Genomic DNA, 18,369 nt, shown 5'->3' with positions numbered 1-18,369 from the left:
GCCATGCCCCTTCGATGAGCCTGTCCATGCGATCTATCAGTCTGCTGGCGCTGTGCTGTTTCAGTCCCTTTTTATTCGCTGCCGACCTGCCGGGCAGTCAGGATCTGCCGATCGTGCCGCGTCTGGCCGATGCGCAGATCGTCGACTATCGTCCGGCCGCGACGCTGGAGCGAATCTACCCGATGGGCTCGATCCGCAAGATCAGCGGCCAGCTGCGTTTCGACGGCCAGGTCGGCGCCCGTGGGCAGACCACCTCGGTCACCTACGAATTGCCGCCGGAACATTCCGCCAATGAAGCCTTCACCGTCGCCCGCGAGGCCCTGCAAAAACAGGACGCCGAGCTGTTGTTCTGGTGTCAGGCCAGGGATTGCGGCGAAAGCAGCCTGTGGGCCAACGAAGTGTTCGGCAATGCCAAGCTGTACGGTGCCGACGAGCAACAGGCCTATCTGTTGCTGAGGCTGGCGGCACCTCGAGACAACACGCTGGTGGCGCTGTACAGCATCACTCGCGGCAATCGCAAAGCCTATCTGCATGTCGAGCAATTCGAGGCCGCCACGCCGTTGGGGGAGCTGCTGCCGACATCGGCGACCCTGTTGCGCCAGTTGAAAGACACCGGCGAGCTGAAATTACCGAAACTGAGCGGCGATCCGGATGACACCTGGCTGCGTCTGCTGTCCCGTGGCCTGAACCTCGACACGACGTTGCGGGTCACGGTTTCCGGGCTCAAGGCCGAAGCCTGGCGTCAGGCACTGATTGCGCAGGGGGTGCGCGCGGCACGCATGGAAACCGGCAATGTCGAAGGTGTCGGCCTGCGCATCGATCTGTTGCGATAAGGTGTCTGCGGCGGACACGCCCGACGTGTTCGCCTACTCTTTGCCTGACTGACTTTTTCGAGATTTCACATGCCCAATAATGATCGTCTGCTGGTGCAGATCCTGCTGCTGGTGTTGTTCGGCGCCAGTTTCTGGGTGATGGCACCGTTCTGGTCGGCGCTGTTCTGGGGCGCGGTGCTGGCGTTTGCCAGTTGGCCGTTGATGCGCCTGCTGACGCGCTGGCTCGGCGGCCGCGAATCACTGGCGGCAAGTATCCTGACCCTGGGCTGGATGCTGCTGGTGGCGGCACCGCTGGTCTGGCTGGGGTTCAACCTGGCCGATCACGTGCGCGATGCCACGGTGTTCATCAAGGATGTGCAGGTCGACGGCCTGCCGGAAGCGCCGGCCTGGCTCGGCACGATTCCGCTGGTGGGGGAGCGGCTGGTCGGGTTCTGGAACAGTGTCGATCAGCAGGGGGCGGCGCTGATGGTGTCGCTCAAGCCTTATCTGGGGCAGGTGGGCAACTGGCTGCTGGCGCGCAGTGCGCAGATTGGCGGCGGGATTCTCGAGCTGACCCTGAGCATTGTCTTCGTGTTCTTTTTCTACCGTGACGGGCCGCGGCTGGCGGCGTTCGTGCACAGCCTGCTGGAGCGCTTGATCGGCGACCGTGCCGGGTATTACATCGAACTGGTGGCCGGTACGGTGCAGCGGGTGGTGAACGGGGTGATCGGTACGGCGGCGGCGCAGGCGATTCTGGCGCTGATCGGGTTCCTGATTGCCGGGGTGCCGGGGGCGCTGGTGCTGGGGATCGTGACGTTCCTGCTCAGCCTGATTCCGATGGGGCCGCCGCTGGTGTGGATTCCGGCTACGGCGTGGCTGGCCTGGAAGGGCGAGTACGGGATGGCGGTGTTTCTCGGGATCTGGGGGACGTTCATCATCAGTGGCGTGGACAACGTGCTCAAGCCATACCTGATCAGCCGTGGCGGGAATCTGCCGCTGGTGATTGTGTTGCTCGGGGTGTTTGGCGGGTTGATTGCGTTCGGGTTTATCGGGTTGTTTATCGGGCCTACGCTTTTGGCTGTTGCCTATAGTTTGTTGACGGATTGGAGCAAGAGTCAGGTTCGGGTTGAGGATCGGCGTTGAAGGTTAGCCTTGGCGGCCTTCGGGCCGGCCAGGCTCCGGGTCTACTGTGTACATATCCGTTTCTTCGGTAACGGCGGCTTATGGTTTCGCCCTTACGGCGACTCACTTTTTTACAAGCGCCTAAAAAAGTAAGCAAAAAACGCTCGCCCCGGCGTTCGGCCCTCGCAGGCTCGGGTTCCTTCGCTCCGGTGTCCCTCCGGGGGCATCGACTTCGTCGATGAGTTCGGCTTCGCCGCACGGCACTACGTGCCAATCCCCGGATGAACACCTCCACTCAGCCTTCCGAAGGGGCGGGTGGATCAAGATCAAAAGCGTTGTCGAGCTAACGCTCATCCTGTTTTTGTATGTACCTCAAGTCGCCACATTCAAATACTTGCCCACCGACGCCGCACTATCGAGCGAATACTGCTTGCTCAGATTGGCAATCATCCGGTTCAACGATTCGGTCGTGGCTTGAGTAGTGCCGGCGGTCTGTTCAACGCTCGGACGCTGGCGTCCCGCCTGTAACGCGGCTTTCAACTCATCACTGCTCACGCCACCACTGCTCACGCCACCACTGCTGTCGCTATCCAGCACTTTGAGCAGCGCCGCGCTGGTGTCGTTGTTGGAGGATGAGGTGCTGTCGCTGGCCAGCAGCGCACTGTTCAACTCGGTCGCCGTCACATTGCCGTCGCCGTCCGCGTCGAGCTGGCTGAACAGTTCGTCACTGGAAACCTGGGTTGGCGGCGGTGGTGGCGGGGTGAGGCTGGCGGTGAGTTCGTCCTGGCTGACGACGCCGTCCTTGTTCTTGTCCAGGGCGGAGAAGATTTTGCTGCTGTCGGCGGTGCTGCCGGCGCTGGTCAGGCCGCTGCTGAGTTCGTCGCTGCTGATGGCGCCGTCGCCGTCGGTGTCGAGGGCTTTGATCAGGGCGTCGGCCAGGTCGGTGTTGGGGGCCTGGTTGTGGTCGGGTGGTGGCGGTGGGGCCATGGCGGCCATTTCTTCGGCGCTGAGGCTGCCGTTGCTGTCGCTGTCCAGGTCGCCGAATTGTTTGCTCAGGTTGACCAGCAAACCATCGTTGGATTTTTGCGACAGGGCGCTGTTCAGTTCGTCCTGATCCACCGCGCCGTCGCCGTTGCTGTCGAGTTTGGCGAACAGTTCCTTTTGCAGTTGCTGGCTGCGGGCGTTTTGTGTGGAAGTGCTGCTGGTGCTGGTATAGCTCGTGTAGTTGCTGACGCTACCGATCATGGGCTCACTCCTTGTAATGGAAAACCGGTTCATGAACCGGCGCTTGCAGACTCAAGGCGTGAGGTGTCGCAGGTATGTGGGTTTTGTACCGGACGGTACACAGTCGGGCTTACAGGCGTGGCAGGCGAATCACGGCGGTGAGGCCGCCGCCAGGCGTCTCTTCGAGGTTCAACTGACCACCCTGGCGTTGCGCGGCTTCCCGGGCGATGGTCATGCCAAGGCCGACGCCGCCGGAGTTGCGGTTGCGTGAGCCTTCCAGGCGGAAAAACGGCTCGAACACGGCTTCGCGTTTGTCCGCGGCGATGCCCGGGCCGTGGTCGATGACGCGGATCAGCAGGTGTTCGCGCTGATCCTGCAGTTCGATATGTGCTTGCCCGGCGTAGCGCAAGGCGTTGTCCATCAGGTTGTTGATGCACGAACGCAGGGCCATTGGCTGAACCGCCAGGGGTGCGCAATGGCCGCTGACCTGCACGTCGGCGCCCTGATCCTGGGCGTTTTCGCACAGAGATTCGACCAGCGCCTGCACGTCCATCATCTGCAGCGCTTCGCTGGTGCGTTGTTCGTGCAGGTAGGTGAGGGTGGCGTCGAGCATGCCGATCATGTCGTTCAGGTCCTGACGCATCTGGCCCTGGAGTTTGTCGTCGTCGATCTTTTCCAGGCGCAGCTTGAGCCGCGACAGTGGCGTGCGCAGGTCATGGGACACTGCACCGAGCATGCGCGCGCGTTGTTGAACCTGTTCGCGAATCCGCTGCTGCATCAGGTTGAAGGTATGGGCCGCCTGCCGGGCCTCTCGCGGGCCGGACTCTTCCAGCGGCGGGCTGTCGAGGTTTTCGCTGAGGCGTTCGGCGGCGTCGCTCAGGCGCTGGATCGGGCGGCTCAGGAGTTTGGCGCCGTACCAGGCAGCGATCATCAGCGAGATGAACTGAAAGGTCAGTGGCACCAGCGGCCCGCCGAACCAGGGGCGCGGCGGTCGATGGGCGAAGCGCGGATCCGGCGGCGGACGTTGTCCTTCGACGCCCTGGGAAAATTCCGGCGGCGGAGGGGGCGGAGGCGGGCCGTAATGGTGGAACCAGGCGAAAGCCAGCAGGTGCGCCAGGACGATCGCCACGAACAGCACGCCGAACAGGCGGCCGAACAGCGTGTCGAAGCGCCCCCGCATCAGCCGATGTCCCGTGCGTCGAACAGGTAACCCTCACCGCGTACGGTCTTGATCAGTTGCGGAGCTTTCGGGTCGTCGCCAAGTTTTTGCCGCAGGCGCGAGACCAGCAGGTCGATGCTGCGGTCGAAGGCTTCGATCGAGCGCCCACGGGCGGCGTCCAGCAACTGTTCGCGGCTGAGCACCCGGCGCGGCCGTTCGATGAACACCCAGAGCAGGCGGAATTCGGCGTTGGAAAGCGGCACCACCAGGCCATCGTCGGCGATCAACTGGCGCAGGACGCTGTTCAGGCGCCAATTGTCGAAGCGAATGTTCGCACGCTGTTCGGTGCGGTCGTCGCGCACCCGGCGCAGAATCGTCTGGATCCGCGCCACCAGCTCCCGGGGTTCGAACGGTTTGGCCATGTAGTCATCGGCACCCAGTTCCAGGCCAATGATGCGGTCGGTGGGTTCGCAACGGGCAGTGAGCATCAGGATCGGGATGTCCGACTCCGCGCGCAGCCAGCGGCACAGCGACAGACCGTCCTCGCCGGGCAGCATCAGGTCGAGCACCACCACGTCGAAATGCTCGGCCTGCATCGCCTGGCGCATGGCTGCGCCGTCGGTGACACCGCTGGCGTGAATGTTGAAACGGGCCAGGTAGTCGATCATCAGTTCGCGGATCGGCACGTCATCGTCGACGATCAGGGCGCGGATGCTCCAGCGCTTGTCGTCTTTCTGCTCTTCATTCACGGAGACTTGGGAGTTGTGCATGAGGCTGTTCATCTGCCAGTAAGCCGCCAACCACAAAGATAGGCTGCGAGGTTGTGGTTTCAGCATAGGCGTCCGGCCGTGAGGCGGGAAGGGCTGCTGTAAGGACATGTTGCGGCTGGCGAGGCTAGCGCGGACGCATGTTGTCGGCGTGTCGGTTGTGTATCGGCTTCGACACAATACCCTGCAAGGCTATGCTGATCACGTCCGGCGCGACGATTTACCGATCATCGGGTGCCGCGCCGCCGCCGGTTCCGCTACAATGCGCGCCGATTTCGACTTGCCTGAGAGCCCACCCATGTCCGCCTGCCAGACTCCTATCATCGTCGCCCTGGATTTCCCCACCCGTGACGCCGCACTGAAGCTGGCCGACCAGTTGGACCCGAAGCTGTGCCGGGTCAAAGTGGGCAAGGAACTGTTCACCAGCTGTGCCTCGGAAATCGTCGGCACTCTGCGCGACAAGGGTTTCGAGGTGTTCCTCGACCTGAAATTCCACGACATTCCCAACACCACGGCGATGGCGGTCAAGGCCGCTGCCGAGATGGGCGTGTGGATGGTCAACGTTCACTGCTCCGGTGGCCTGCGCATGATGGCGGCCTGCCGTGAAGAGCTGGACAAGCGCAGCGGTCCGCAACCACTGCTGATCGGCGTAACCGTGCTGACCAGCATGGAGCGTGAGGATCTGGCGGGTATCGGTCTGGACATCGAGCCGCAGGAGCAGGTACTGCGCCTGGCAGCGCTGGCCGAAAAGGCCGGGATGGACGGTCTGGTGTGCTCGGCGCTGGAAGCCACGGCGCTGAAAACCGCGCATCCGTCGCTGCAGTTGGTTACGCCGGGCATTCGTCCGGCCGGCAGCGCCCAGGACGACCAGCGTCGCATCCTGACCCCGCGTCAGGCGCTGGATGCCGGTTCCGATTATCTGGTGATCGGCCGTCCGATCAGCCAGGCGGCGGATCCGGCCAAGGCCCTGGCTGCGGTGGTTGCCGAACTGGCCTGACCGAACAGCTGAAGATGCAAAGAAGGGAGCCTGATGGCTCCCTTCGTTGTTTTCAGATTTGTTTTCAGACCTTCAACACCAGTTTGCCGAAGTTCTCGCCGCTGAACAGTTTGCCCAGAGTTTCCGGGAAGGTTTCCAGGCCTTCGACGATGTCTTCCTTGCTCTTGAGCTGCCCCTTGGCCATCCAGCCGGCCATCTCCTGAGCGGCGCTGGCGTATTGCGCCGCGTAGTCCATCACCACGAAGCCTTCCATCCGCGCACGGTTGACCAGCAGCGACAGGTAATTGGCCGGGCCTTTGACCGCCTCTTTATTGTTGTACTGGCTGATGGCGCCGCAGATCACGACGCGGGCCTTGAAGTTCAGGCGGCTCAGAACCGCGTCGAGGATGTCGCCGCCGACGTTGTCGAAATACACGTCCACGCCTTTCGGGCATTCGCGTTTAAGACCGGCCAACACGTCTTCGTTCTTGTAGTCGATGGTGCCGTCGAAGCCCAGTTCATCGATGAGGAACTTGCACTTGTCCGCGCCGCCGGCAATACCGACCACCCGGCAGCCTTTGATCCTGGCGATCTGTCCGGCGATGCTGCCGACCGCGCCTGCCGCACCGGACAACACCACGGTATCGCCGGCCTTCGGTGCGCCGACATCGAGCAGGGCGAAGTAGGCGGTCATGCCGGTCATGCCCAATGCAGACAGATAAACCGGCAGCGGTGCCAGGTTCGGATCGACCTTGTAGAAACCTCTTGGCTCGCCGAGGAAGTAATCCTGCACGCCAATGGCACCGTTGACGTAGTCACCGACGGCAAATCCTGGGTTATTCGACGCGACGACTTTGCCCACGCCCAGCGCGCGCATGACTTCGCCCAGACCCACCGGCGGGATGTAGGACTTGCCCTCATTCATCCAGCCGCGCATGGCCGGGTCGAGGGACAGGTATTCGTTCTTGACCAGAATCTGCCCCGCCGCCGGTTCGCCGACCGGTACTTCCTGATAGGTGAAGGTCTCTCGGGTGGCGGCGCCCACAGGGCGTTTGGCGAGCAGGAACTGGCGATTGGTCTGGTTGGTCATGACAGGCACTCGAATTGAATGAAGCCTTGTTGATAGACCTTCATGCGCGATGCCGCAAGGTTGGCTCACGGGGCGAATGCAGGCTGATCCAGTACGGTGATAGTGCACGTCGGGGTTTCATCACTGTGATTCATGAAAGCCTAACCGGCCTTTTGATAGTGCTGACGTCACTCACGCCCCTGTGGCTATGCTGCCTTCATCAATCCCCCGCATTCGAGGACATAACAATGAGCATGACGTTTTCCGGTCAGGTCGCCGTCGTCACGGGCGCAGCCAATGGTATTGGCCGGGCGACCGCCCAGGCGTTTGCTGCCGAAGGTCTGAAAGTGGTGGTCGCCGATCTGGATGCGGCCGGGGGCGAGGGCACCGTGGCGCTGATTCGTACAGCCGGAGGTGAAGCGACCTTCGTACGTTGCAACGTTACCGTCGAAAGCGATGTGAAAAATCTGATGGACGAGGTGATCAAGACCTACGGCCGTCTCGACTATGCCTTCAACAACGCCGGGATCGAAATCGAGAAGGGCAAACTGGCCGAAGGCTCGATGGATGAGTTCGATGCGATCATGGGCGTCAATGTCAAGGGCGTCTGGCTGTGCATGAAGTACCAGTTGCCGTTGCTGCTGGCCCAGGGCGGCGGGGCGATCGTCAATACCGCGTCGGTGGCCGGGCTGGGTGCTGCGCCGAAGATGAGCATCTACGCCGCCTCCAAGCATGCGGTGATCGGTCTGACCAAGTCTGCCGCCATCGAGTACGCCAAGAAGAAAATCCGCGTCAACGCGGTTTGCCCGGCTGTGATCGATACCGACATGTTCCGTCGCGCCTACGAGGCCGACCCGAAGAAGGGCGAATTCGCCAATGCCATGCACCCGGTGGGTCGCATCGGCAAGGTCGAGGAAATTGCCAGCGCGGTGCTGTACTTGTGCAGCGATGGCGCAGCGTTCACCACTGGCCATTCGCTGGCCGTGGACGGAGGCGTGACCGCGTTCTGAAAAGGCATCTGTCGATGCAGGAAAAGACCCGCCTGCCAGCGGGTTTTTTCGTCTGTGCCAGGTTCCATGTCATTGATAAACAATGTGTTTCAAATAGTTAGAACTGTGGCTTTTGACGGCGTTGTCGCACAGCCTGACCGGCGCGGCTGTGATTTACTGCTGCGGGCAAAACGGACAGGAGTTTGTGCACTCATGGAATTGAGAATTGACCGACAGGCAATGGTGCCGGTCGTACAGCAGATTGTTGACGGATTGATCGAGTGGATCGTGCAGGAACAGGTGCCGCCTGCCACGCGCCTGCCATCCATTCGACAGATTGCGCGATTGAATCTGCTCAGCCAGTCGTACGTCATGGAGGCTTGCGAACGTCTGGTGGCACAGGGCGTTCTGGCCTCGCGGCAAGGGTCGGGGTTCATGGTCGCGAGCACATTGCCGAAATGTTGCAAAGCCTTTGAGGGCGAGCGCCATGGCTGTGATACGGATCCGCAATGGCGCGGCGGGTTGAAACTGGGCGACGGGGTTTTACCCGAGAGCTGGCGAGAACCCGATGATCTTGCCTACGCGATCCGTCAGGTGGCCCGCACCGACATGGCCAGCCTGTTCAACTACAACACGCCCCTGGGGCTCCCTGCGTTGCGCGAACAGATTGTCAAACGGCTCGGGATGCTCGATATCACCGCCGATGAGAGTTGTGTGCTGACAACGGCCGGCGCCAGCCACGGGCTTGATCTGATCGTGCGTACGCTGTTTCGAGCGGGGGATTGTGTGGTGGTGGAGACGCCGGGTCATGCGCCGCTGTTCGATCTCTTGCGGTTGCACGGCGTGCGCATGCTGGAAGTTCGTCGCACACCTGGCGGGCCGGACGTTGAGGAGCTTGAGGCATTGTTGCAGCAGTTCCGGCCGGTGGCGCTGTTCATCAACAGTCACCATCACAATCCCACGGGGAGCTGCCTGGCGCCAACAGTGGCGCGGCGCATTCTGCAATTGAGCAAAACCTACGACCTGCGGCTGATCGAAGATGACGTCTACGCCGATCTGCATAACGGCAATGGTGCGCGGCTGGCGGCGCTGGATGAAGACGGACGGGTGATTTACGTCGGCAGTTTTTCCAAGACGCTGAGCAGCTCGTTGCGGGCAGGCTTCGTGTTGGCCGGCCACGAGGTGATCGAGCAACTGGCGCGGGTCAAGATGATCAGTTGCATGGGCACTTCAAGGTTCAGCGAGGCCGTTCTGGCGGCGCTGCTGGCCAGCGGTGCGTATCGCAAACTGGTGCAGCGCCAGCGCCAGCGGCTCAATATCGATCGCGCGGCGGCCCTGCAGGCGCTGGAGGATGCCGATTGGGAGGTGTTCGGCAAACCCACCGGCGGCCTGTTCATCTGGGCCCGTTCGCCGCTGGCGAATGATGAACACCTGCGCAGGCAGGCCTTGCGTCATGGTGTGCAATTGTCATGCGCTTCTTCCTTCAGTCCCAGTGGCGAAACCAGTGACTGGCAGCGGATCAATGTGGCCTATGCGTGCGATCCGAGGGCGCGGCAGTTCTTTCGCAGTACGGCCGTGGATCGACCTCAAATGTTCTGAAAACGACGCAGGCCTAGCTTTTTGCCATTATTCCGACGCCAGAGTCTTGTGCTGGTTCATGGCCGTTGCGACTCTTCGGCAACAGACTTTGGCAGGGGACTACGCGCAATGATTTCGGCCGTGCAAGGACGTTTTGCCAACCTCGGTATGGCGAAAAAACTGGGTATCGGGTTTGTGCTGGTATTGCTGTTGACTGCCTTGGTGGCGGCCATCGGCGTCTGGTCCCTGCAGACCATCAGTCAGCGCTTCGACGGGCTAAAACAGATGTCCTCGCTCAACAGTGGCCTGCTGAAAGTGCGCCTGCTGGAGCAGGATTACGCCCTGCATGGCAATCCGAAAACCGCCGATGCCTTGCACGAGGGTGTGGATGGCCTGATCGCCATGGCCGATCAGCTCAAGGCTCAATCGCCGGGCAATGAGTCGGTCATGAGCGACGTCCAGCAGTCGCTGGGCGCTTATCGCAAGGCGTTCGATGAGTTCGTGTCGCTGACCCAGGCCAAGGATCTGGCGCTGGAAATGGCCAGTTGGTCGGTGTCCAGTGTCGCCAACAACCTCGACGTCCTGCAGGCCGGGCTTGCCGATGACGGCGCCTACACGCTGAAAGACAGCGAGGGCAAGGACGGAGCGCAGTTCATCGAGCAGGCCAGTCAGGTCAGCCAGGTTTCGCGCCTGATGCTGCAAGCCATGAACGAAGCGCGGGTGCGTCTGGATCAGAGTCGCAAGGGCGACGACAGCGCCAAGGGCAACATCGAACAGGCCGCACAGGCCCAGACGCAAGCCGAACAACTGAAATCCACGGTCAAGGACGAAGGTTATCTGACGGTTCTTAATGAGGTGTCAGGGCACATCGCCGGTTTCAATGACAAGCTCGCCGAGTACACCGGGCTTCTGGCTCAGGAAAAAACCGTCTACGAGCAACTGCATCAGCGTGCCGCTCAGGTGGTGGAACGGGTCGATCAGGCCTATGTCGCTCAGGACGTCGCGATGCAGGGGGAGTTGAAGAAGAACTCGGTGCTGATCATCGGCTCGTCGGCGCTGGCATTGCTGGTCGGGCTGATTGCGGCCTGGGTGATCACGCGGTTGATCGTCGCGCCGTTGCGCAGCGTGATGCTTGTCGCTCAGCGGATCGCCGCCGGTGACTTGAGTGCAACGGTGGAAGTGACTCGTCGAGACGAGATCGGCCAGTTGATGCAGTCCATGCAGCAGATGGGAGCGGGCCTCAGCAGCATTGTCAGCGGGTTGCAGGCTGGCATTGAACAGTTGGCCAGCTCCGCGCAATCACTGTCGGCGGTGACCGAGCAGACCAACCTTGAAGTCAGCAGCCAAAAAGAGGAAACCGAGCAGGTTGCCACGGCGATGAACCAGATGACCGCCACCGTCCATGATGTGGCGCGCAATGCCGAAGAGGCCGCACTGGCGGCGCAGACCGCCGACGACAAGGTCGAGAGCGGTCAGCAGGTGGTGCGCCAGAGCATGGCGCGGATCGAGCAACTGGCGGATTCGGCGACGTCGGCCAGTTCGAGCATCGAAAGCCTGAGCGCAGAAATCCAGAACATTGGCACGGTGCTCGAAGTCATCAAAAGCGTCGCCGAGCAGACCAATCTGCTGGCACTCAACGCCGCGATCGAAGCGGCGCGGGCGGGCGAGCAGGGCAGGGGCTTTGCTGTGGTTGCCGACGAGGTGCGGGCGCTGGCCCGGCGTACGCAGCAGTCGACTGAAGAGATCGAGCGGCTGGTCAGTGCCTTGCGCTCGGCGGCGCACTCGTCGGTGCAGCAGATTCAGAGCAGTGGCGAGCTGGTGAAGCTGGCGGTGAGCGACGCATTGCAGACTGAAAGTGCGCTGGGGAGTATTGCGGCGGCGGTTTCGTTGATTCAGCAGATGAATCAGCAGATTGCAGCGGCGGCCGAGGAGCAGAGTTCGGTGGCCGAGGAGATCAATCGCAGTGTGACCAGTATTCGGGCGAGTGCGGATCAGTCGTCGATTGCGATGCGCGGGAATGCGGCTTCGAGTGTTGAGCTGGCGCAGTTGGGGAGTGAGTTGCGGGGGATGGTGGGGCACTTCAGGCTTTGATTTGGGTTTGACCTTGGCGGCCTTTGGGCCGACCAGGTTTTGGGTTGTTTTGGGTGAATATCCGTTTTTTTGGGTGTTGCGGCTGGCGGTTTCGCCCTTACGGCGAGTCCCTTTTGGCAAACGCCCCAAAAGGAACCAAAAGGTCTAGGCCCCTGCGTTCGGCACCTCGCTTTGGCTCGGTGTTCCTTCGTTCCGGGATTCATCCGGGGGGCATCGCCTCCGGTTTGCTTCGCTGCACCTCCTCTCGATGTGTTCGACTTCGTCGAACGGCGCTGCGCGCCTACCCCCGAATGAATCCCTCCACTCAGCCTTCCGATGGGGCCGGTACGTCAAAAGCGGTACTCGAGCTAACGCTCATCGTGTTGAGTGGTGAAAGCCAAAGCCAAAGCAGGAGTCGAGTTGAATGCTTTTTAAAACCCGAGTGCGATTCGGTATTTCACGTCGGCGTACTTCTCCCAATCAACTCGGTCGGCTCCCTCTCCCGCCGGGAGAGGGCTGGGGTGAGGGCGCTTTTGATTTTGATCTTTCCAGCAGCCAATAAAAAAGCCACCTCTCGGTGGCTTCTCTCAACATCAGCACTCAGTCGTAAATCACTTTCTTCTTCCAGTCCGCATCAGCCTCGACATCCTTGAGGCCGGCAGTCAGCTGGTTTTCTTCGCCTTCGACCGGGGCGATTTTGTCCATGACCTGGGCGTTGGCGCGGGCTAGGAGTTTTTCCAGGTATTGGAGCTGTTCGGCGTAGATCTGCGGGTCCTGCTGTTTGCGCAGGTATTGCACGCCGCGTTCGAAGGCGAGGCGGGCCTGGCCAGGCTGGTTTTGTTGCAGGGCGTGCTGGCCGAGGTTGTTGAAGAACTCGATGTGCAGCAGCACCAGGATATGGCGCACTTCGCGGATCCAGTGCTTGGCTTCGTTCGGTGGCAGGAAACCGTCCTGGGCGGCGCGGGTGATCTGGCCGTGGAGGGCTTCGAGCAGGAAGCGCACGTCTTTGGCCTTGGCTTCGGTCTGGATCGGCGCCGGCGGGTTGTTGACCGGGATCGATTCGCCCTGGGCGACGAGGGCGCTCAGTTCGGTGATGCGGGCCTTGGTGGTGGCGCTGGTTTTTTCCAGATTCAGCAGGCGCTGGCAGACGTTCAGTTCCAGGCGGGTCATCAACAGCTTGAGGGCCGGGGTCATGAACTGGCCGGGGAAGGTTTCGGTCAGTTCGCCGCAACGGCGCAGGCGGTCGTTGAGTTCGACCTTGGTGCGGGCCTTCTCCAGTTTGGTGTTTTCCACCACATGGTTCATGTAGCCAATGGCGATCAAGATTGCGATCCCGGCTATGACTAGCAGGGTGATCATGAGTGGTGTCACCGGTAAGACCTCTTAATAGGGTTCGCGTGCGAGTGTAGTAGCTCGGCATATGGGAGCCTAGCGCCGCTCGACGGGTTGGATCAGCGAAGCTTCATCTGTATCGGCCGCAAGCCTGCTTATATAAATGCTGGCCCTTGGGGTACAGATTGCCATCACCTGTGCCGTGGACTATAACGCCTTGGCGAGTGTCGGAATATAGGCGTCAATCGTCGGGCGACGGAAAAGTCCGAATCGGCTCGTAAAGCAGGGCGAAGTCATTGATTTAAATAAATTTATATCAGGGGGTTGACGACCTTCCAATCCATCCATAGAATGCGCGCCACTTGCAGCGTAAAGCACACAGCGAAACGCGGCAGGGAGTGAATGTTGTAGTGTGTCCCCTTCGTCTAGTGGCCTAGGACACCGCCCTTTCACGGCGGTAACAGGGGTTCGAGTCCCCTAGGGGACGCCAATGCGGGAATAGCTCAGTTGGTAGAGCACGACCTTGCCAAGGTCGGGGTCGCGAGTTCGAGTCTCGTTTCCCGCTCCAATTTTAAACGGCAGTGCCTTCGGGCGGTGCTGAGTGAAACCAGAGCCAAGTCTTCGGATGCGGATCTGGACACCGAAACACACACCATGTGTTCCGGGTAGCGTGTCCCCTTCGTCTAGTGGCCTAGGACACCGCCCTTTCACGGCGGTAACAGGGGTTCGAGTCCCCTAGGGGACGCCATTTGCGGGAATAGCTCAGTTGGTAGAGCACGACCTTGCCAAGGTCGGGGTCGCGAGTTCGAGTCTCGTTTCCCGCTCCAAATTCAAGAAGCGCCGCTCCGCAATGAGCGGCGTTTTTATTAGTGAAAGTTGTAGCCTGTCCCCTTCGTCTAGTGGCCTAGGACACCGCCCTTTCACGGCGGTAACAGGGGTTCGAGTCCCCTAGGGGACGCCATTGCGGGAATAGCTCAGTTGGTAGAGCACGACCTTGCCAAGGTCGGGGTCGCGAGTTCGAGTCTCGTTTCCCGCTCCATATTCAACAAAAACGCCGCTCAGTGATGAGCGGCGTTTTTGTTTGTGCATTATTTGTCGCGCAACAAAAAAGGACCTCACGGTCCTTTTTTGTGGGCCCGCCACCTTGGCGGGCCGGTGTCGCGATCAGAGCTTCGGCAGTTGCCCGATGCGCCCCATCATTTCGGTGACGATCTGCAGGTCCAGCAGGAACTGGTCAACCGTCTTGAACTCGCCGTCGGTGTGACCGGTGTATTTGACCTCAGGTCGGGCCAGGCCGAATTGCACACCGTTAGGCAGTTCATGCACCGAGGTGGCGCCGGCAGAGGTGCCGAACTCGTGTTTCATGCCCAGGTTTTCGGTGGACACGGCCAGCAGCGCCTTGACCCACTCGCCTTCAGGGTTGCGGTACATCGGCTCGGCGATCGAATAATCGAAGTTGACCGCGACGCGGGTTTTCTTGCTCCAGGCCGCCAGTTTGTCGGCGATTTCGCTCTTGAGCACTTCCGGCGACTTGCCCTTTGGCACACGCAGGTTGACCGCGAGTTTGAAGGTCTTGTCGTCCATCCCGACATAGGTCAGCGAGGTGGTCAGCGGGCCCATGAAGTCATCGGCGAAACCGACGCCCAGCTTGCCACCCTTGTAGTCCAGGCCCCAGTTGTCGGCGGCGTAACGGGCGGCATCGGTGATGTGGTTGTGTTTAAGCGCGATCTTGCCATCCACACTGTGGATGAAGTCCAGCATGCGGGCGACCGGGTTGACGCCGGATTCCGGTTCGGACGAATGCGCGGAAACGCCGGTTACGCTAAGTTTCACGTCCTTGCCATCGACCTTGGCATTCACTTCGAAATCGCCGCCATGTTGTTTGGCGTATTCGTTACCGGCCTTTTGCAGACTGGCGGCCAGCTCGGCAGGCTTGTCTGTCACCAGAGTCACGACCGAAACCGATGGAATCTGGTTGGTTGCCATGCCGCCGGTCATCGAGATCAGCTCCGCGCCTTTGCCCTCGGCCTTGCGCTTGGCAAATTTGGCCATGACCGTGCCGTAGCCTTTCTCGGCGATCACCACCGGGTAGCCGCCATCCAGCGCCAGGTTGTATTCGGGCGTCGGGTTGCGTTCGAAGTAGTAAGGAATCGCGTCGCCAGTAGTTTCTTCGGTGGTGTCCACCAGCAGTTTGAAATTGCGGGCCAGCGGCAGCTTTTCTTCCTTGATCACCTTCATCGCATACAGCGTCACCACGATCCCGTTCTTGTCGTCCTCGGTGCCACGGCCGTACATGCGGTCGCCGATCAGCGTGACCTTGAACGGGTCGAGTTTGGTGCCGTCCTTCAGCACCCAGTTTTCCGGTGTCACGGGTACGACATCGGCGTGCGCGTGAATGCCCACGACTTCCTTACCGCTGCCATCGAGAGAAATTTCGTAGACGCGGTTGTCGATGTTTCGGTAGTTCAAACCAAAGGACTCGGCCAGGTCCTTGATCTTGGCGGCGATCTTGATGAATTCAGGATTCTCGTGCTGGGCAACACCCTCTTTGCGATCAGTCGGGATCTCCACCAGTTCGCGCAGGGTTTCGAGTGCGGCCTTACCGTATTTCGCCCGGGTATAGAGGCCGAGCAGGCGATAGATTTCGTTTTGCTGCTCGGCAGTCAGTGTCTTGTTGTCGAGAAACGCGCTGATGGAAGGGCGCAGGTTGTCGGTCTTGCTCAGGTCGCTCTTGGCCACTTCGCCGAGGAACTGGCGGAAATCGCTGACCTTGGCATCGCTGAATGTCTTGAGGATGGTCGCGCTTTGCTGCGGTGTGATGTTGGCGTGGGCGGGCAGTGTCACGGACGAAAGACTGGCCAGAATCAGGGTCGACGCGGCCAGTTGCTTGAGTGAAAAATCCATTGCTAAGGGCATTCCTTTGCAGGCAGTGAGTAGGAAGTGTCTGATCGATGCGTCAGACGGTTTCGCAAACTAACACTGCAAGCGAGTGATAGGGGAGCCCCCGAAGTGGGACGCGTCGCACAGAAATGCAAAAGCGGCGCAGAATCGAAAAAGCCCGTCCAATCTGTCTGGAACGGGCTTCTCCGATCAGCATGTTTACATCGACAACACCAGTCGCCCGGCAAACAGGATCAAAATCACCCCCATGCTGCGCTCGAACCAATGGCCCATGCGCATGAACAACAGCCGCACTTTGCTGCTCGAAAAGAACAACGCAACAATCACGAACCACAACGCGTTCACGCTGCACATCCACAGTCCGTACAGGGCCTGGATTTCCAGCGGCGTGCTGGCGCTGATGATCGTGGTGAAGATCGCCAGGAAAAACAGCGTGGCCTTGGGGTTGGTGGCGTTGGTCAGGAAACCGGTGGAAAACGCCTTGAACAGCGATTGCTCGACCAGCGGTTCATCGCTGGTCTTTTCACCTTCCAGCGTGGTCTTGGGTTCGCTGCGGATCAGGCAGATACCGAGGTAGAAAATGTAAGCGCCGCCCACGACCTTGGCCACCGTCAGCAGCCACGGCGTGGTGTGCATCAAGGCGCCGACGCCGAGCAGGGTATACAGCACGTGCACGGAAATTCCCGCGCCGATGCCCAGTGCCGTGCAGATGCCGACCAGCCGCCCGAAACGCACACTCTGGCGAATGGTCACGGCGAAGTCCGGGCCGGGAGCGACCACGGCGAGAAAGTGGATGGTGGCCAGCGCCAGAAACTCGCCCAGGTAATTCGATGTCATTTCAGCTCCAGAAAGTCAGGGGTGATGCATTGCCGCGATAGCCGACAAAAAACGAAAGGCTCAAGCGCGGATCTGCCACGCCCGGCGTTACCGAGTGCATGCGACGCGAATTGAACATGATGAAATCCCCCGGTTCCGGGCGGACTTCAAGGGCGGGTGGGCCGAGCAGTGCCGGGTCGATGCCGTAGCTGTCGCCGCGCATTTCGTCGAAGCGGTCCGGTGAAATGTCGTCTTCCCACATCTGCAACGCGCCGCCCTCGGTCGGCATGTTCAGGTAGACGTTGCAGGCGAATTGCGCCTCCAGGCTTCGGGCCTGGAAACTCTCCGGCGCGTCCTTGGCGAAGATGTCGTGGTGGGCGAGGAAGCAGACGCCGGGTTTGACTACCCGTGACAGACCGACATACATCTTGCGTCCGTACAGGTTTTCCAGATGGGCGCCTGCCGGCCAGGATTCGTCGAGCATGCAGCGCAGGGTATCGATCGGCGAGGAGTAGGGCGCGCAGCGATTGCGCAGTTCGGCAATGTTGCCGGTGGCGCGTTCGAAGTAATCCTCGATCAGCAACGGCTGGTTTTCCGCCTCGTAGAACGCCATGCCGATGCGGCCAATGCTGGGAGCGTTGATGTAACCCTCGAAGCCGGGCTCGAGGATCTTGTCGCCAATCCGGATCGCCTGGTCTTCAGGCAAAAAGCCTTTGACACGGATAGCGAGGACTTCTTCGTTGGCCAGTTTTTTTATGCACGTCTCATCGAGACGCTCGACGTCAAGCATCATGGTTTCAGGTCCATCTAACGAGTAGTCAACGGAACCGGCGAATGCGGTTCCCCCGGCGTCGGACGCTGCAACCGGCAGCGTCCGAAATCCTCAATCCACGTTGTAGTGGACGGACAGCGTGCCCTTCTTCTGCGAAAGGGACGCGATCGTGACTGTGCCCAGATCCTTCAGGCTGCGTACATGGGTGCCACCGCAGCCGTAGGCTGGCAGTTCACCGAAGCCGATTTCCCGCGCGCCTTCGCGCAGGGACGTCAGGCGGGGCAGGTCGTGTTCGATCCATTGCCCGATGCCGTATTGAACGGTTTGCGCATCGACTTCCTGAGCACAATCCCCGGGCTTGAATTGCACCCGGCCTTCGTCCGGCCAGTGGTGTGCCTTGATCGGCATCCAGCCCATGGCCTGGACAAAGTGGCCGATCAAATGCCCGGCGGAATGCATGCGGGTGTTGAAGCGGCGACGCTCTTCATCGATGCGGATCTGGGTCATGCCCAGTGGCACCGGCTGGTCGACGAAATGAATGATCCGGTCCGGTTCCTGTACGACACGCAAGACCTGGCTGTCGCCGATCCAGCCCGTATCGCAAGGCTGCCCGCCACCTTGCGGGTGAAACAGAGTGGCGCGCAGCACCACAGCGAATTCGTTCTCTTGGGGCGTGCAGTCGAGGACTTCCACATTGGCCTTGAGGTCATCACTATGGAAAAAGAGGCGAAGCGTCATATTCCATGCCCTTATTAAAGTTTCTTTTTTAATTATATGAATCG

General features: G+C 60.6%; 15 protein-coding genes, 6 tRNA genes and 1 pseudogene. 13 read left to right on the top strand and 9 right to left on the bottom strand.

The genetic code is table 11. The features are described from left to right. Window positions 1-26: 26 nt before the first annotated feature. Both ACKLNA_RS20460 and ACKLNA_RS20455 read left to right on the top strand, forming a co-directional pair. Window positions 27-833, top strand: coding sequence for a DUF4892 domain-containing protein (locus ACKLNA_RS20460; protein WP_408986899.1), 807 nt, complete (start codon window positions 27-29; stop codon window positions 831-833). A 69-nt stretch (window positions 834-902) separates the two neighbouring features. Further along, complete coding sequence (locus tag ACKLNA_RS20455; RefSeq protein ID WP_085710965.1) at window positions 903-1,955, top strand: AI-2E family transporter; 1,053 nt, start codon at window positions 903-905, stop codon at window positions 1,953-1,955. A gap of 351 nt (window positions 1,956-2,306) precedes the next feature. On the opposite strand, the gene xopAW is transcribed toward ACKLNA_RS20455, so the two are convergent. The 3 genes from xopAW to ACKLNA_RS20440 all read right to left on the bottom strand — a co-directional run bounded on the left by xopAW (window position 2,307) and on the right by ACKLNA_RS20440 (window position 5,099). After that, complete coding sequence (gene xopAW, locus ACKLNA_RS20450; RefSeq protein ID WP_408986898.1) at window positions 2,307-3,179, bottom strand: XopAW family type III secretion system calcium-binding effector; 873 nt, start codon at window positions 3,177-3,179, stop codon at window positions 2,307-2,309. Between the two features lie 109 nt (window positions 3,180-3,288). Continuing rightward, window positions 3,289-4,338: a HAMP domain-containing sensor histidine kinase gene (locus ACKLNA_RS20445; RefSeq protein ID WP_248740101.1), complete on the bottom strand. Its 1,050-nt coding sequence runs from the start codon at window positions 4,336-4,338 to the stop codon at window positions 3,289-3,291. Further along, a complete protein-coding gene (locus ACKLNA_RS20440; protein ID WP_371320993.1) occupies window positions 4,338-5,099 on the bottom strand; it encodes a response regulator in 762 nt (253 codons plus the stop codon). Before ACKLNA_RS20440 ends, ACKLNA_RS20445 begins: the two co-directional genes overlap by 1 nt. A 283-nt stretch (window positions 5,100-5,382) precedes the next feature. Here ACKLNA_RS20440 and pyrF point away from each other — a divergent pair, with 283 nt between their 5' ends. Then, complete coding sequence (pyrF, locus tag ACKLNA_RS20435; protein WP_162803507.1) at window positions 5,383-6,081, top strand: orotidine-5'-phosphate decarboxylase; 699 nt, start codon at window positions 5,383-5,385, stop codon at window positions 6,079-6,081. Between the two features lie 64 nt (window positions 6,082-6,145). Here the strand turns inward: pyrF and ACKLNA_RS20430 are convergent, their stop codons facing one another. Next, window positions 6,146-7,150, bottom strand: a complete 1,005-nt coding sequence (locus ACKLNA_RS20430) for an NADP-dependent oxidoreductase (RefSeq protein WP_408986897.1) — start codon at window positions 7,148-7,150, stop codon at window positions 6,146-6,148. Window positions 7,151-7,377: 227 nt separating this feature from the next. Between ACKLNA_RS20430 and ACKLNA_RS20425 the strand changes: the two genes are divergently transcribed. The 4 genes and pseudogenes from ACKLNA_RS20425 (at window position 7,378) to ACKLNA_RS20410 (ending at window position 11,787) form a co-directional block, all read left to right on the top strand. Further along, window positions 7,378-8,139 (top strand): SDR family oxidoreductase, encoded by a 762-nt coding sequence (locus ACKLNA_RS20425; protein ID WP_260520574.1) that lies wholly within the window; start codon window positions 7,378-7,380, stop codon window positions 8,137-8,139. Between the two features lie 192 nt (window positions 8,140-8,331). Next, window positions 8,332-9,717, top strand: a complete 1,386-nt coding sequence (locus tag ACKLNA_RS20420; protein WP_408986896.1) for a PLP-dependent aminotransferase family protein — start codon at window positions 8,332-8,334, stop codon at window positions 9,715-9,717. Between the two features lie 108 nt (window positions 9,718-9,825). Next, window positions 9,826-10,878 (top strand): annotated as a pseudogene (locus tag ACKLNA_RS20415) (methyl-accepting chemotaxis protein); the annotation flags it as partial. 27 nt (window positions 10,879-10,905) lie between these two features. Beyond that, complete coding sequence (locus ACKLNA_RS20410) at window positions 10,906-11,787, top strand: methyl-accepting chemotaxis protein (RefSeq protein ID WP_371320994.1); 882 nt, start codon at window positions 10,906-10,908, stop codon at window positions 11,785-11,787. A 579-nt stretch (window positions 11,788-12,366) separates the two neighbouring features. Here ACKLNA_RS20410 and ACKLNA_RS20405 read toward each other — a convergent pair. Next, entirely contained in the window at window positions 12,367-13,125 is a 759-nt protein-coding gene (locus tag ACKLNA_RS20405; RefSeq protein WP_065261849.1) for a hypothetical protein, read from the bottom strand. A 387-nt stretch (window positions 13,126-13,512) separates the two neighbouring features. On the opposite strand from ACKLNA_RS20405, the gene ACKLNA_RS20400 reads away from it, so the two are divergent. From ACKLNA_RS20400 to ACKLNA_RS20375, 6 genes are all read left to right on the top strand, one after another. Beyond that, window positions 13,513-13,588, top strand: a tRNA-Glu gene (locus ACKLNA_RS20400). 2 nt (window positions 13,589-13,590) lie between these two features. Then, window positions 13,591-13,666: transfer RNA gene (locus tag ACKLNA_RS20395), tRNA-Gly, on the top strand. A 104-nt stretch (window positions 13,667-13,770) separates the two neighbouring features. Then, window positions 13,771-13,846: transfer RNA gene (locus tag ACKLNA_RS20390), tRNA-Glu, on the top strand. Between the two features lie 3 nt (window positions 13,847-13,849). Next, window positions 13,850-13,925: transfer RNA gene (locus ACKLNA_RS20385), tRNA-Gly, on the top strand. A gap of 58 nt (window positions 13,926-13,983) precedes the next feature. Beyond that, window positions 13,984-14,059 (top strand) — tRNA-Glu (locus ACKLNA_RS20380). Between the two features lie 2 nt (window positions 14,060-14,061). After that, a tRNA-Gly gene (locus ACKLNA_RS20375) sits at window positions 14,062-14,137 on the top strand. Window positions 14,138-14,262: 125 nt separating this feature from the next. Here ACKLNA_RS20375 and ACKLNA_RS20370 read toward each other — a convergent pair. The 4 genes from ACKLNA_RS20370 to ACKLNA_RS20355 all read right to left on the bottom strand — a co-directional run bounded on the left by ACKLNA_RS20370 (window position 14,263) and on the right by ACKLNA_RS20355 (window position 18,325). After that, complete coding sequence (locus ACKLNA_RS20370; RefSeq protein ID WP_408986895.1) at window positions 14,263-16,002, bottom strand: dipeptidase; 1,740 nt, start codon at window positions 16,000-16,002, stop codon at window positions 14,263-14,265. A gap of 195 nt (window positions 16,003-16,197) precedes the next feature. Then, on the bottom strand, window positions 16,198-16,836 hold the full coding sequence (locus ACKLNA_RS20365) for a LysE family translocator (RefSeq protein ID WP_408986894.1): 639 nt from the start codon (window positions 16,834-16,836) through the stop codon (window positions 16,198-16,200). 1 nt (window position 16,837) lies between these two features. Beyond that, window positions 16,838-17,608, bottom strand: coding sequence for a 2OG-Fe(II) oxygenase (locus tag ACKLNA_RS20360; protein WP_085710954.1), 771 nt, complete (start codon window positions 17,606-17,608; stop codon window positions 16,838-16,840). Window positions 17,609-17,698: 90 nt separating this feature from the next. Next, complete coding sequence (locus ACKLNA_RS20355) at window positions 17,699-18,325, bottom strand: alanyl-tRNA editing protein (protein ID WP_408986893.1); 627 nt, start codon at window positions 18,323-18,325, stop codon at window positions 17,699-17,701. Between the last annotated feature and the right edge of the window lie 44 nt (window positions 18,326-18,369).

Source organism: Pseudomonas sp. UV AK001 (genome assembly GCF_046097675.1).
GTDB lineage: Bacteria > Pseudomonadota > Gammaproteobacteria > Pseudomonadales > Pseudomonadaceae > Aquipseudomonas > Aquipseudomonas kribbensis.
This window is presented reverse-complemented; position numbering and strand designations above follow the sequence as displayed.